The 14,059-nt window shown below is 33.5% G+C and carries 12 protein-coding genes and 1 pseudogene; 4 read left to right on the top strand and 9 right to left on the bottom strand.

Annotated features, from left to right (window positions below; translation table 11 throughout):
- Positions 1-206 (top strand): annotated as a pseudogene (locus LB941_RS10835) (IS1182 family transposase); the annotation flags it as partial.
- On the opposite strand, the gene LB941_RS10830 reads toward LB941_RS10835, so the two are convergent.
- Positions 203-1,021 carry an OmpA/MotB family protein gene (locus tag LB941_RS10830; RefSeq protein WP_253361986.1) on the bottom strand — a complete coding sequence of 273 codons (819 nt, stop codon included), beginning with the start codon at positions 1,019-1,021 and terminating at the stop codon, positions 203-205. The pseudogene LB941_RS10835 and the gene LB941_RS10830 sit on opposite strands and share 4 nt — an antisense overlap.
- Before the next feature lie 13 nt (positions 1,022-1,034).
- Positions 1,035-1,802, bottom strand: coding sequence for a flagellar motor stator protein MotA (motA, locus tag LB941_RS10825; RefSeq protein WP_253361985.1), 768 nt, complete (start codon positions 1,800-1,802; stop codon positions 1,035-1,037).
- Between the two features lie 208 nt (positions 1,803-2,010).
- Between motA and LB941_RS10820 the strand changes: the two genes are divergently transcribed.
- Positions 2,011-4,320 (top strand): transglycosylase domain-containing protein, encoded by a 2,310-nt coding sequence (locus LB941_RS10820; RefSeq protein ID WP_253361984.1) that lies wholly within the window; start codon positions 2,011-2,013, stop codon positions 4,318-4,320.
- A gap of 43 nt (positions 4,321-4,363) precedes the next feature.
- Here the strand turns inward: LB941_RS10820 and LB941_RS10815 are convergent, their stop codons facing one another.
- The 6 genes from LB941_RS10815 to hisS all read right to left on the bottom strand — a co-directional run bounded on the left by LB941_RS10815 (position 4,364) and on the right by hisS (position 11,353).
- Positions 4,364-5,269 carry a deoxyribonuclease IV gene (locus LB941_RS10815; RefSeq protein ID WP_253361983.1) on the bottom strand — a complete coding sequence of 302 codons (906 nt, stop codon included), beginning with the start codon at positions 5,267-5,269 and terminating at the stop codon, positions 4,364-4,366.
- A 290-nt stretch (positions 5,270-5,559) separates the two neighbouring features.
- Complete coding sequence (locus LB941_RS10810) at positions 5,560-6,720, bottom strand: CDP-glycerol glycerophosphotransferase family protein (RefSeq protein WP_253361982.1); 1,161 nt, start codon at positions 6,718-6,720, stop codon at positions 5,560-5,562.
- Between the two features lie 10 nt (positions 6,721-6,730).
- A complete protein-coding gene (locus tag LB941_RS10805; protein WP_253361981.1) occupies positions 6,731-7,603 on the bottom strand; it encodes a YitT family protein in 873 nt (290 codons plus the stop codon).
- A 2-nt stretch (positions 7,604-7,605) separates the two neighbouring features.
- On the bottom strand, positions 7,606-8,133 hold the full coding sequence (gene msrA, locus LB941_RS10800) for a peptide-methionine (S)-S-oxide reductase MsrA (protein ID WP_253361980.1): 528 nt from the start codon (positions 8,131-8,133) through the stop codon (positions 7,606-7,608).
- Between the two features lie 161 nt (positions 8,134-8,294).
- Positions 8,295-10,061 carry an aspartate--tRNA ligase gene (gene aspS / locus LB941_RS10795; protein ID WP_253361979.1) on the bottom strand — a complete coding sequence of 589 codons (1,767 nt, stop codon included), beginning with the start codon at positions 10,059-10,061 and terminating at the stop codon, positions 8,295-8,297.
- A 5-nt stretch (positions 10,062-10,066) separates the two neighbouring features.
- Positions 10,067-11,353 carry a histidine--tRNA ligase gene (gene hisS / locus LB941_RS10790; protein ID WP_253361978.1) on the bottom strand — a complete coding sequence of 429 codons (1,287 nt, stop codon included), beginning with the start codon at positions 11,351-11,353 and terminating at the stop codon, positions 10,067-10,069.
- Between the two features lie 606 nt (positions 11,354-11,959).
- Here hisS and LB941_RS10785 point away from each other — a divergent pair.
- Positions 11,960-12,844 (top strand): N-acetylmuramoyl-L-alanine amidase family protein, encoded by an 885-nt coding sequence (locus tag LB941_RS10785; protein ID WP_253361977.1) that lies wholly within the window; start codon positions 11,960-11,962, stop codon positions 12,842-12,844.
- Positions 12,845-12,858: 14 nt separating this feature from the next.
- Positions 12,859-13,350 carry a hypothetical protein gene (locus LB941_RS10780; RefSeq protein ID WP_253361976.1) on the top strand — a complete coding sequence of 164 codons (492 nt, stop codon included), beginning with the start codon at positions 12,859-12,861 and terminating at the stop codon, positions 13,348-13,350.
- Between the two features lie 85 nt (positions 13,351-13,435).
- Here LB941_RS10780 and LB941_RS10775 read toward each other — a convergent pair whose 3' ends face one another.
- Positions 13,436-14,056 (bottom strand): HAD-IA family hydrolase, encoded by a 621-nt coding sequence (locus tag LB941_RS10775; RefSeq protein WP_253361975.1) that lies wholly within the window; start codon positions 14,054-14,056, stop codon positions 13,436-13,438.
- Positions 14,057-14,059 lie beyond the last annotated feature (3 nt).

Below are 14,059 nucleotides of genomic sequence, written 5' to 3'. Positions count from 1 at the left end.
ATCGTTTCTCAGTACGGGGATTCGAAAAGGTCACCAAAGAAACCGGACTCGTTGTAATGGCATTAAACATCCTGAAACTAGTCACGCTAGGGGTCAAGTTAAAAGAGCAAAATCTTAAGCAAATAGGGCGAGAAACCCAAATTCGGTTTCTCGCCCTATTTATTTGTGTAGAGACTAGTTATGTCACAGCCTCTTTTATTAATTAGTTACTTTTTGTTTTCCGGATAATAATTTCAACACGTCTATTTTTTGCACGTCCAGTTGCTGTCTTATTAGATGCAATTGGATTATTTTCACCATAAGCTTGAATAGATACATGTTTCTCAGAAAAAGCACCATTCTCTACAAAAAAATGCATAACGGCTATTGCTCTCGCTGAACTTAACTCCCAATTAGTTGGATATGTTGTTACATTAACAATTGGTTGATTATCTGTATATCCAGCAATAGTAACTGGATATGTTGAAATTTTTTGTAACGCAGGTACAAGTGTTTTTAACTCGTTTTGTACATCTGAACTTAAGTCAGCTTTTCCCGAATCAAATAAAATGTTACTATCTAAAGTTATATGTAATCCATCTGATTTTAGTTTAGCACTAGAATTGCCACTAATTCCTGCATTCTCCATTTCTTGTTGAACATCTTGTGTAACCTGATTGAATGTTTCAGTCTGACTCATTTGCGTTTTAACCTGCGATTCTTGTGATTGCGCTTCTTGAATAGTAACTACACTACTTGATGATGTTGAAGATGTTGCAGAGGATCCATTTCCTTTTTTAGGAGTAGTACCCAAGTCTATAACATTATCAATCGTTGTATCAGAGTTGCTAATAGAGCTTCCACCTTTACTTGATAATATTTCACTAAACACAGATGACACTTCCTTTAGTTTTGTAGAATCTACCTTCGCAATTGAAAATAAAACTATAAAAAGTGCCAGAAGTAAAGTCATCATATCTGAATACGGTAATAGCCAGCCTTCACCAACTTCTTCTTCAGGTTTCTTTTTTCTCCTTTTCATCTAGCCAACACCTCTACTCTTCTTTTTTAGGGCGAAGATTTGGTTCTAATTTACTATATAATTTTTGTTCAATTGTTTTAGGTGATTGTCCAGCTTGAATATACAATACACCTTCCAAAATAATATTCATAACCTCTAGTTCAGCTTCTGACTTACGTGTCAATCTTGAACTAAATGGAATCATTATTACATATCCAAAAAATATACCTAATAACGTTGCCACAAAAGCTGATGATATTGATTCACCAAGTTTATCTACATCACTTAAATCACCCAATGCTCCAATTAATCCAATAACCGCACCTAATACCCCAAGTGTTGGTGATGTTGTCCCAGCTGTTTTAAAAATTGCAGCACCTGAGCGGTGTCTTTCTTCAGTTGCATCAATCTCTGTAACCATAATTTCTTCAATTAAATCTGCATCAATTCCATCAACAACCATTTCCAAACCTTTTTTTAGAAATTCATTATCAATTTGTTGTACTGGCTCTTCTAAAGCAAGTAAACCTTCTCTTCTTGCTATATTTGACATTTCAACGATTTTATCTATTGTTCCAGCTGGGTTATGCTCTTGTACTGAAAATAAAACTTTAAACAAGTTAGGTATCCGCTTGATATCTTTTAAAGGGTATGAATTAATAACAGCGGCTATCATTCCCACAAAAATAATTAATAACGCTTCAGGGTTAACAAAAACTCCTAAATTGGCTCCTTTTATGACCATGCCGCCTAAAACAGCAACCATTCCCATAAGTACACCAACTAGCACCATAAAGTCCATTCAAAATTCCTCCCAATATCCATCTACCTTTATTTATCGGTTAAAAAAATTTTTTTTAAAGGAAACCCACTTTCTTCTTTCTTAGTTAATTAAAATCATTTGATTTAATTAACTTTTGAACTATGTTTATAAGAAACAAACTTTTTATTTTACTTTAACTATGTTAATGTATATATTGATTTAAAATTAGGAGTTAGGAGTCTATACCATGAGTAACCAGAAATCACGAGAGGGACAACGCCATTCTTCACGTCCTAGAGAAACAAAAAATATTAAAAATTCTCGTCACCCTTCTCGTAAAGAAATTACTAAAAATCAGCAAAAAAAAAGAAGAAAACGAATTAAAAAGCCTGTTACATTTGCTACACATGTCAAACGTTTTTTTCTTACACTCCTTTTTTTATTAATTATGGGAATTGCATCTGGAATAACTCTTTTCTGTTTTTATGCAAAAGAAGCACCTTCCTTGGATATTAACTATCTAGAATCCTCTGGTACAACAACAATCTATGATTCTAGTGGTAATAAAATTCTTTCTTTAGGAACTCAACAACGTTCCACGTTAAAAGCAACCGATGTGCCACAAACTTTGAAAAACGCCATAACTTCTATTGAAGACAAGCGTTTCTATCAACATCATGGAGTCGATCCGATTAGAATTTTAGGAGCTGCTATAGCAGACTTAAAAAATGGTGCAACTAGTCTTCAAGGTGGCAGTACGATAGATCAACAACTAATAAAACTGTCTTACTTTTCAACAAAAAAATCAGATCAGACACTAAAAAGAAAAGCCCAAGAAGCATGGCTAGCCGTTCAGCTCGATAAGAAATATAGTAAAAATAAAATTTTAACAATGTATGCAAACAAAGTTTTTATGGGCAATGGAATTTATGGTATGCGAACTGCTGCTAAATATTATTATGGAAAGTCTTTAAAGCAATTAGACTTAGCCCAAACCGCAACTCTTGCAGGCATTCCAAATGCACCTAGTAATTACAACCCATATAGTAATTCGCAAGAAGCCACTAGCCGTAGAAATACCGTTTTGCTTGCCATGTTTAATAATAAAAAAATTTCATTTGCTCAATATCAAGCTGCCAAATCTGAAAGTATATCAAATGGTTTAATACCTAAGAATCAACATCAAAATACACAGTCAACTGAAAAAGCTGTTTGGGCTGATGCATATTTAAAACAAGTCTTGAGCGAGTTAAAAGTAAAAGGCTATGATCCCTACCAAAACAATCTTAAAGTCTATACAAATTTAGATATGAATGTTCAACAAAAATTGTATGAACTTGCAAATTCAAATACTTTGTCTTATCCTAACGATCAACTGCAAGTGGCCGCTACTGTAATAAATCCTAACAATGGTGCAATAGTTGGTATGATAGGTGCTCGTAAAACAACTAATGTTACATTTGGTCTAAACCGTGCTGTTCAAACATCTCGAACAAATGCTTCAACTGCAAAACCACTGCTTGATTATGGTCCAGCTATTGAATATCTTGGATGGCCTACCTACTATACTTTGGATGATTCTAAATACACATATGCTGGAACAACTAAAGAACTACATGACTTTGATAATCAATATCTAGGTAAAATAACCATGCAATCAGCTCTAATTCAATCACGTAATATTCCAGCGATTAGAGCACTAAGTGCTGTTGGTATCACGCGCGCACAAAACTTTATTAGTCAAATGGGATTTAAATATAAAAAGACATTAGAACTTCAAAATGGAATTGGACTTCCCTCTTCTACTTTACAAAATGCGGCTGCCTATGGTGCTTTTGCAAATAACGGGATATATCAATCACCAACATATATTACTAGCATTAAAATGCCTGATGGGGAAACAAGATCATTTTCAAGCAAAAAAACACGTGTTATGAAAAAATCTACTGCTTACATGGTTACAGATATGTTAAAAAAGGTTATTTCAAGTTCTAATGGAACTGGCCAATCTGCTGCTATTAGTGGCCTATATCAAGCCGGAAAAACAGGAACCAATGCATATCCTAGTGACATAACAACCGGATTTCCTTCTAATGCAATTATGGATTCTTGGTTTAACGGTTATACACGCAACTATTCAATATCTGTTTGGATGGGTTATGATCAACCTTATCAAGCTGGTCATTATCTAACTACATCTGATAGTAAGTTACCACAATTATTTTACAAATATTTAATGAGTTATATCTCAACTGGATTAACAAATGAAGATTGGATAAGGCCTGATAACGTTAAAATTAAAATAATAGACGGTATTCAATATCTTTATCTTTCCGATGATGATGATAGTGATGACGATGATATCTTAAATTCTTCTTCAACATCGGTTACAAGCACATCAAGTTCTTCAAATAGTTCTTCTTCTAGTTCATCAGTCTCCTCAGATACATCAAGTTCTTCTATAAATAGTTCAGCTTCTACTAGTACATCAGATTCTTCAAGCTCATCAAGTAATTCTTCACAGTCTTCTAGTAGTGTCAGTGGTTTAACTCCTTAAAAAAAGATCAGATTGACAATTTTAATTGTCAATCTGATCTTTTTTATACTAAAACACCTTTATTAGTATAGATTTTTTCTAGTAATGTTTCATCAAATTTCTGCTTGGTTAACATTTCAATCTCGTAAGCATATGGTGCGTATCTATCTTTTTTATCTGGACCAACATACGGCGTTTCCATGATTTTTGAAATTTTGGCTAATTGTGGATGATGGGCTATGTAATTCAACGTATCAAAACCAATTGTTCCAAAGCCTATATTAGCATGCCTATCTTTATGACTTCCTTGTGGATTTTGAGAATCATTGAGATGAATTACTTGCAATCTTTCTAAGCCAAGGATGTGATCAAATTCATTTAAGACACCATCGAAATTATTTTTAATATCATAACCTTGATCATTTGTATGGCAAGTATCTAAAGTCACTGATAGTTTTTCATTCAAATTTACACCATCAATTATCTCTGCCAATTGTTCAAAAGTCCGCCCTACCTCAGTTCCTTTTCCTGCCATTGTCTCTAATGCAATTTTTATATGTTGTTCTGGAGTAAGCACTTCATTTAATCCTTTAGCAATATTTGCTAAAGCAGCTTTATCCCCTGCTCCAACATGAGCTCCTGGATGTAATGTCATTTGTGTTGCGCCCAATGCCTCTGCCCGCTCAATCTCAGCACGTAAAAAATCAACTGCAAAACTAAATTTATCAGGTTTAAGTGTGTTACCTAAATTTATAATATAGGGAGCGTGTACGACAATATTAGTAAGATTATGCTCTGCCATAAATTTATGGCCCGCTTCTATATTCATTTCGGAAATAGCTTTTCTACGTGTATTTTGAGGAGCACCAGTATAAATCATAAATGTTGTTGACTTATAACTATACGCCTCTTTGGCAGCACCTAAAAGCATATCTTTTCCCTTCATACCAACATGTGAACCAAGTAACATCAAATCATCCTCTCAGCTATATTTACATCATTATTGTAGCATATATTTATTAAAAGAGCTTATAACATGCTTTATATCGGTTTTAAAATTGCATCAGAAAGCCTAGAGGAGAGTGCTTTCTGATGCAATGTGGGGGACCATTATAAGTATACGGAGGCACCTAAGAACCAGGTTGCGTTTACGAGAGAATATAATATATACTAGTTAACCTCCACAGTTTAATTATACAATATCTATCATTAAATTTAAATATTTTTTGTTAAATTTTGAGACATATGTCTATAATAATATTATTTATTCTTAAAATAATTATCTAAAACACGCTTCGTTGCATGACCATCATTTTTACTATTCCATTTGTTGTTAAAGTCTTTGAAAGTCCTTGTCTGGATTTCTTCTTGGATATACTTAGATAAATCTGGAACTGTCTTAACAAGTGGACCAGGTAAATACTCTATCCAATCTGACTGAAGCCCTTCATGCTGAGCGTACTTATCTAAATCAAAACAATAAAAAATGATTTGACCTGCATTTTTCAACAACGTATAGTCAAATGCAACTGATGAGTAATCTGTAATTAATCGATTTGTTATCAATAATAAATCTTCCGTCGAAAAATCATCCACCCAGACTATTTGCGGTACATTGATTTTCTTTTTTAATATTTTTTCCATATTTCTAAGATGCGGATGTAATTTAATAATTAAATATTGCTTTGAAGATAACGTCTTTGCAAAGTCGATAAAATCCTTTGGTAACTGTAAATCAGCCTCTCCAAACTCATCTTCTCTATAGGTAGGTGCATATAAGATTACTTCTTTTTCTTCGAATATTGGATATTTTTCCATAATCTGTGCAGTTGTTTTAACTTGCCAATCAGCATTGAATAATCTATCTGATCTTGGATAGCCTAAAACTTTCATTTTATTCTCAGCAACATGATAGCTATTAGAAAAAATACTTCCCATTGTCTTTGAAGCAACTATATATTCATCAAATTGATTATAAACTTTTTGAAAACGTTTCTTGTCACTGACTGAACGTGTCATTGTTCGTGGCTCTTGCCATCCAAAAGCCTTTATTGCACCATTTGCATGCCAAACCTGTATTACCTTTGTCCGATGATGATTGAACTTACATCCTGCTAGAAAAGCATAATAGTTATCACAAAAAAGCAAACGTGCACTCATAACATATTGTAAGGTTTTAAATGCAAAATTAAAATCATCATTAAATACGATTGTTTTTATTCCTGCCTCTTTTAATAAGATAGCGGCACTACTACAACTCGAACGATACAAAACTAATAAATCCTTATCTCGTTTGGCTAATTCTTTAATAAACTCTAAATTATTGCCAAAGCTCATCAAATAAACCGTTTTTTTAGGATTTTGTATTTGAAAAAAGCGACTCATGATGCTTATTATAATTAAATATATTGTTTTCTTCACTGTAATCACCTTAAATTGATGGTTCTTCAAAATGTCCCATAATATGCACATTATCTGAAATACTTACAAATGCTTTTGGATCAGATTCACGCATTGCTGCACGCAACTCTGCTAATTCATAGCGTGAGATAACAGTAAATAAAACTGTTTTTTCAACATGCATATATGCACCCTCCGCACCATGGATAATTGTAATTCCATGATTAATATGATTTTGAACACAGTCAATAACACTTTTAGGTTTAGTTGTCACAATCATCACTTGCATCTTTTGTTGACGTGTATATACCATATCCATAACTTTTGCATTAACCAACAGACCTAATGCGGAATAAAAAGCATACGGCCAGCCATAAACAAGGCCAGCTGCAAGAACAATAAAAAAGTTAAAAGTAATATTTATTGTACCAATACTTTTTCCCGTCCTTTTTCTTAAGGTTAACCCTAAAATATCCAATCCACCGGTTGAAATTCCGTTTTTTAACGCTAACCCTGTGCCAAAACCATTGATTGCTGCACCAAAAATTGCACAAATAATCGGATCAGTTGTTAATGTAAGTGGTGTTAATAACTTAATCATTATACTTGAACTAAAAACAGCCATAATTGTAAAAATAGTAAATCGATGACTTATCTGAAACCACGCTACAATAAACAAAGGTACATTTAAAATAATTAGCATTGCAGCTGTACTCATTGGAAAAATAGTGTGTTTAGTTAATGTTGTAATCAACTGAGCTAGCCCCGTTATTCCTGATGAATATATGTGACCTGGCGTCCAAAAAAAATTCATTGCAATCGACACTAATATACCATAAATAAAAGCTGTTGACGCACGCATTACATAAATATGACGTTTCCATATTTTTTGTAGTTCATTCATTATTATTTCTCCCAGTGCTTCTTTTTAAACTGATTACGTCCTTGATTTTCTTCCATTTCATAACGTGCAGAATCTTTTTTATAAAATTCCTGATGATACTCTTCAGCTTCATAAAAGGGTGCTATATCTTCAATTGAGGTCACTATTGGTTGATTAAATTCACCGCTTTTTTCTAATTTCCGCTTAGATTCTTCTGCTATTTTTCTTTGCTCTGGTCCATTAACAAAAATTACTGGTCGATAATTATCTCCTCTATCTTGAAATTGACCCATGGCATCAGTTGGATCAGTTTGATGCCAATATATTTGAACTAGCTCAGCATACGAAATAACTGCTGGATTAAAAACGATTTTAACTGCTTCTGTATGCCCTGTTGTATGTGAACAAACTTGCTCATAAGTTGGATTAGGAACATGTCCGCCCGTATAACCAGAGCGTACAGATATAATTCCTGGTTTTTCATCGAATGGTTGAACCATACACCAAAAACATCCACCTGCAAAAACTGCTGTTTCTTCCCGATTACTCATCGTAATTCCCCCTTATCTCCACTTGTATACCACATTATACAATATTCTTTTTTCATTGTCTTGTATATCTTCTGATAATAAATAAACCAACAGAAAACAATGAAACACTTAACTTTTCATTATTCCGTTGGTTTATTTATCTTTTTTCTTCTACAGCTACATTAGTTTGTTTCTTCTATCTCTAAACCTAACTCATCTAATTGCTTAGTTGCAACTTTAGATGGTGCATTTGTAAGTGGTTCAGAAGCCTTTGAATTTTTAGGGAATGCGATTACTTCACGAATATTATCTTTCTTAGCTAATAACATTGCAAAACGATCTAATCCCAATGCTAATCCACCATGTGGTGGGAAACCAAAATCAAGGGCATCCATGAACCAACCAAACTGTTTTTCAGCACTTTCTTTAGTAAACCCTAATGCTTTAAACATTTTTTCTTGAATATCTCTTTGGTGAATACGGATTGAGCCTCCACCCAGCTCATAACCATTCAACACAATATCATAACTTTGTGCATGTGCTTTATGCGGTTCAGTTTCAAGTAATTCAACATCTTCTTCATTTGGCATTGTAAATGGGTGATGAGCTGCAATATACCGATGGAATTCTTCGCTATATTCAAATAATGGCCAATCAACAACCCACACAAAAGCAAATTCATTTTCATCGATTATATTTAATTCTTTAGCAAAAGCAACACGCAAATAACCTAATGAATCAGCTACCACCTTACGTGTATCAGCAACAAACAAAATTAAATCCCCAACTTTAGCTCCTGCTATTTCTTTAACTGTTGTTACATGTTCTTCATCAAAGAACTTAGCAATCGGGCCACTAAAACCTTCAGACGTAACTTTAACCCATGCCAAACCCTTAGCTCCAAAGCGTTTAATATATTCCTGTTTTGCTTCAATTTGCTTACGTGAATATTTTTCAGTTCCACCTGGAACAACGATAGCCTTAACTTGACCACCATTTTCTAAAGTTTGATCGAAAACTTTAAAGCCCATCTTTGCGACAGCTGCTGCCATATCTTTCAATTCCATTCCAAAACGAATATCGGGTTTATCTGAGCCAAAACGATCCATTGCTTCATTCCAAGTTATTCGCTTAATTGGTGTCTTAATTTCAACATTTAAAGCCATTTTCATTACGGCTTTTAACAATCCTTCTGTCATTGTTTGAATCTCTTTAGCTGTCATAAAAGAAACTTCTAAATCTATTTGCGTAAATTCAGGCTGGCGATCACCCCTTAAATCTTCATCACGGAAACATCTTGCAACTTGATAGTAACGATCAAAGCCTGCCCCCATTAATAATTGTTTAAATAACTGCGGAGATTGTGGTAATGCATAGAAATGTCCTGGATAGACACGTGAAGGAACCAAATAATCACGTGCTCCTTCTGGAGTTGAACGAGTTAAGTATGGAGTTTCTATATTAATGAATTTATTATCATCTAAATAACGATGTACAGCTTGAGTAATTTTACTTCTAATAATTAAGGCATTTTGCATTTCAGGACGACGTAAATCTAAATATCGATATTTCAAACGCAAATCATCTGACACATTAATATCATCTTCAATATAAAAAGGTGTTGTTTTTGCTTTATTTAATACATTAATTTCATGAACTTCAACTTCAACTTTACCCGTTTTCATCTTTGGATTTATCGCATCGTCTTTTCGAGATCGAACTTTACCTTTTATTTCAACGACAAATTCTGTTCGTAACTCTTCAGCCACATGTAATGCTTGTTCACCAATCTCTTGACTAAATACAAGTTGCACAATTCCTTCTCGATCGCGTAAATCAATAAAAATTAAATTACCCAAATCTCTACGTTTTTGAACCCAACCTTTTAAAACTACTTCTTTTTCAAGATAGCTTTCATTTACTAAACCACAATAAGTTGTTCGTTCCATGTTTCCTACTCCTCTGTTATCGAATTTATAAGTAATGCAAAATCTTGATATACATCTGCTAATGTTACTTTTTTTTCAGTACCTGTTTGCATATTTTTTAAATTAGCTGTTTTTTCTACTAATTCACTTTCGCCAATCGTCAGTGTATATTGAGCAGCTAATTTACTTGCCGTCTTAAACTGACCTTTGGGCTTTCGATCTAAATAGTCTCGTTCTGCTACAAAACCTTGGTTGCGTAAAGTCTGCACTAGTTTAAGACTTTCTGTGCTTGTTTGCTCACCAATACCAACAACATACACATCCAGTTTCTTTGCGATTGGCAAGCTTTGGTTCTCGATAACCAAGAGTAATCTTTCCACTCCTAATCCAAAACCAATTCCTGGCGTTTCAGGTCCACCTAGTTCTTTTACAAGTTTATTATAGCGCCCACCTGCACATATTGTAGTCCATTTTCCACCAAAAGCATCATCTGCACTCATTATTTCAAAAATTGTGTGATTATAATAATCAAGACCTCTAACCATATTGCTATCAACTACATAATCAATATCTAAAACAGACAATAACTCTTTTATTGTTTCAAACCTAGCATGTGCTTGTGGTGTTAAATAGTCTAATATTGAAGGTGCTTTTTCCACAATTTTTTGATCATTACTATCTTTGCTATCTAAAATACGCAAGGGATTTTTTTTCAAACGTTCTTTTGAATCATCAGACAACTCGTTTTCAAATGGTGTTAAATAATCAACTAAAGCTTGACGATAAGCTTGACGAGACTCATCATCTCCTAATGTATTTACTGCTAGCTTTAAACTGGTTAAACCAAATTGCTTCAATAAATTAATTGCCATTGCCATAACTTCAACATCTAATGCAGGATTATCTACTCCAAAGGCTTCAACCCCAATTTGGTGAAATTCACGTAATCTACCAGATTGTGGTCGCTCATAGCGAAACATTGGTCCCATATAGTATGTTTTTACGGGTTTTTGAATTTCCGGTCCATACAATTTATTTTCAACAAAGGCACGAACAACGCCTGCTGTTCCTTCTGGTCTAAGTGTAATATGCCTATCGCCTTTGTCATAAAAATCATACATTTCTTTAGTTACAATATCCGAGGTTTCCCCTGATGTCCGTGAAAACACCTCAAACTTTTCAAAAATAGGTGTCCGAACTTCTTGATAACAATATTTTTCAAATAATTTCCGAGCTGTTTCTTCAACATATTGCCATTTACTGGATTGATCAGGCATTATGTCTGCTGTTCCTTTGGGCTTTTGATACTTCATGGAGCTCCTCCTCTATATAAATAAAATATTATTCATTCTTTGTTCTTAAGCCTTCATATTTAAAACTGTAAAGCATACAAAAAGCCCTTGTCTTTTTATCGACAAGGGCGCAATTGCACGGTACCACCTTTATTTATTACTTATCAGAGATAACGTCTCCCACGGTATGCTTTACATACTCCTCAAAAGTGTCAATTTACTTAAATTCGGACGAACTTCACAGCTTCTGTTCGCTCTCTTGACCGATTGTACTTAGTAAATTTTCTTTCTCTCCGGCTTGAATATTCTATTTAATAGAATAGCACGGTGTTTCTTTGAAAGCAAGGCTTTACCAAAATAATAAAATGAGCTTCATTTCAATAATTATCCATCAATATTTCAGTAATTATCTTGTCAAACTTTCTTCTACTATTCCTTACAAATTAATTATTGATCTTTAAAGTTATTTAAACCTATCATTTTAATTTAGCATATATTCAAATCTTTGTTATAATTGTTTCTAGAGCAATTAATAGTTGACAATTTATCTTTACAGACAAACTTTGTTACTTGCATTTAATCGCAAAAACAAGCTTGCTTATAATTTATTGCTTATAGGAGTTTAGAATGAAAAAAATAAATAGTAGACAAGCACGACATTCATCCAAACAAACAGGTTTTTCATATAACAAACTTATTTTATTTTTGCTTAGTGCTCTAGTAATTGGTGTTTTTCTTTATCGAAGCTTTAGCTATTTTAACCAGGTTGAAATACATACTACAAGTACAACACTAAAAACAGGACCAGGGGTTGAATATAAAAAAGTAGCTACCCTTAAAAAAGGTACCCGATTAACCGTTTTGAAAACTCAATACCACTGGTATAAAGTTGCTACATCACAAGGAAAGATTGGTTGGGTTGCTGACTGGGCTCTTGGAACTAAAAAAATAAAAAAAATCACTGATCTAAGTGATGCAACAATTGTCTTAGACCCAGGACATGGTGGTAATGACTCAGGTGCATTATCCAATAGTGGTAAAGAAGAAAAAACATACACTTTAAAATATATCAAAGAATTAGCACGTAAACTACGTGCCAAGGGAACAAAAGTTTATCTAACCAGAAAAACTGATACCTATGTTACCCTCAATGCTCGTCCCGCCTTAGCAAAGAAGGTGCATGCCGATGCTTTTATTAGTATTCATTTTGATTCTTCTCCAACTCCAAATGAAGCAACTGGTGTTACTACTTACTATTATCATAAGAAAATATCAACCAGCCTTGCATACTATATCAGTAATCAATTTAATTCTTTGGGTCTAACCAATCGTGGAACTGACTTTGGTAATTTCTTAGTTTTACGCGATAATACTGTCCCCGCTGTTTTACTTGAACTAGGTTATATTAATTCTAGTCAAGACTTTGCTTCAATTACATCTACTAGTTACCGTAATAGTGCAACCAGTGATATAGTAACCGGATTAAGCAAATACTTTGCTGCCAAAAAATAAATGGAGGCTATTTAATGTTAAAAATTAAAAAAAAATATTTGTTAATCCTATTAATTCTGATCCTTACTTTTTCTGTTGTGGCACTTGGATTTTCTCTCTATAAAAAAAGTCGTCCACAGACATCTTACTTGACTGCACCCAGGATTTCACAACGTCAAGCCATTTCTCAAGCTCAACTTATCTGTATTGCTAAAGTAAAACAGCAAACAGCTAAACAAATTAAATATCATAATACCATGTATACCGCTTATAAAGTTTATGTTACACAAGTATTAAAGGGGGCTACTAACCAAAATAATTTAGTACTTTATCGAGCTGGATACCGTAATAAAAAAACTGGTAGCTACGTTTTGTATAAAAATGATAGTATCCCGCTAGTTGGCAAGAGTTATATTTTTATTTTGTCAAAAAAAGGGAATCACTACTATGCAAATGCTCCTATAACAATGGAGAAAAACAATACCCAAACGACTAAACGGATCAAAACTTTAATTTCTAATAATTAATCAATAAAAGCGATTAAGTTTAATGAACTGCTAAATTATCTCTCACACGATAATTTAACATTAATCTCAAACTTAATCGCTTTTACTATTCTAAAATATCATGTAACTTGGTTACTCTTTTGTCTGGCATAATGTCTTCCTCAATTAAACAATCATAATCAAACAAAATACTAGCCATTTTTGCATTATGTCCTGCCTCAACATCTAAGACACGGTCACCTACCATTACCGCACTTTTCTTATCAATCTGATATTTCTGGCATAGATAGTTTAACGAAGTTGGGTCCGGTTTTCGTGGAAAATTAAGTTTCTGTGTTATACCTCCCGTAAAATCACTTTCCATCTTGAATTTCTTTAACAAATCCCATGCAACTTGATCTCGGTGGGTCAATAAAAAATTCTGCCCTCCTCTTGCTATAATAGCCTGACAAACCTCTATTGCTCCATCAAAAGGCATTACCTGCGCTAACATGCTTTCCTCAATTCTTCTAAAATCAGTTTTTACTTTATCTACATTAATATCAGGATACAGAGTAAAAAAATGAGCGTATGTATAACCTAGAGAATAACGGCGCATCAGTGAATAACATTCTTTTGTCTCTATCTTTACACCTTGTCTCAAAAAAGCTTGACTAAATGCTTTTTTCATTACTTTGTAAGTATCAAAAAGTGTCCCATCAAAATCCCAAAAATACGTTTGATACATTTT

This window comes from Ligilactobacillus ubinensis (assembly GCF_024160875.1).
Taxonomy (GTDB): domain Bacteria; phylum Bacillota; class Bacilli; order Lactobacillales; family Lactobacillaceae; genus Ligilactobacillus; species Ligilactobacillus ubinensis.
This window is presented reverse-complemented; position numbering and strand designations above follow the sequence as displayed.

Bases quoted from the DNA above. Each gene is read 5' to 3' on its own strand.
- LB941_RS10820 (WP_253361984.1), top strand. From the start codon at position 2,011: ATGAGTAACCAGAAATCACGAGAGGGACAACGCCATTCTTCACGTCCT.
- LB941_RS10780 (WP_253361976.1), top strand. From the start codon at position 12,859: ATGTTAAAAATTAAAAAAAAATATTTGTTAATCCTATTAATTCTGATC.
- motA (WP_253361985.1), bottom strand. From the start codon at position 1,802: ATGGACTTTATGGTGCTAGTTGGTGTACTTATGGGAATGGTTGCTGTT.
- LB941_RS10805 (WP_253361981.1), bottom strand. From the start codon at position 7,603: ATGAATGAACTACAAAAAATATGGAAACGTCATATTTATGTAATGCGT.
- LB941_RS10830 (WP_253361986.1), bottom strand. From the start codon at position 1,021: ATGAAAAGGAGAAAAAAGAAACCTGAAGAAGAAGTTGGTGAAGGCTGG.
- LB941_RS10775 (WP_253361975.1), bottom strand. From the start codon at position 14,056: ATGTATCAAACGTATTTTTGGGATTTTGATGGGACACTTTTTGATACT.
- hisS (WP_253361978.1), bottom strand. From the start codon at position 11,353: ATGAAGTATCAAAAGCCCAAAGGAACAGCAGACATAATGCCTGATCAA.
- msrA (WP_253361980.1), bottom strand. From the start codon at position 8,133: ATGAGTAATCGGGAAGAAACAGCAGTTTTTGCAGGTGGATGTTTTTGG.
- LB941_RS10785 (WP_253361977.1), top strand. From the start codon at position 11,960: ATGAAAAAAATAAATAGTAGACAAGCACGACATTCATCCAAACAAACA.
- aspS (WP_253361979.1), bottom strand. From the start codon at position 10,061: ATGGAACGAACAACTTATTGTGGTTTAGTAAATGAAAGCTATCTTGAA.
- LB941_RS10815 (WP_253361983.1), bottom strand. From the start codon at position 5,269: ATGTTACTTGGTTCACATGTTGGTATGAAGGGAAAAGATATGCTTTTA.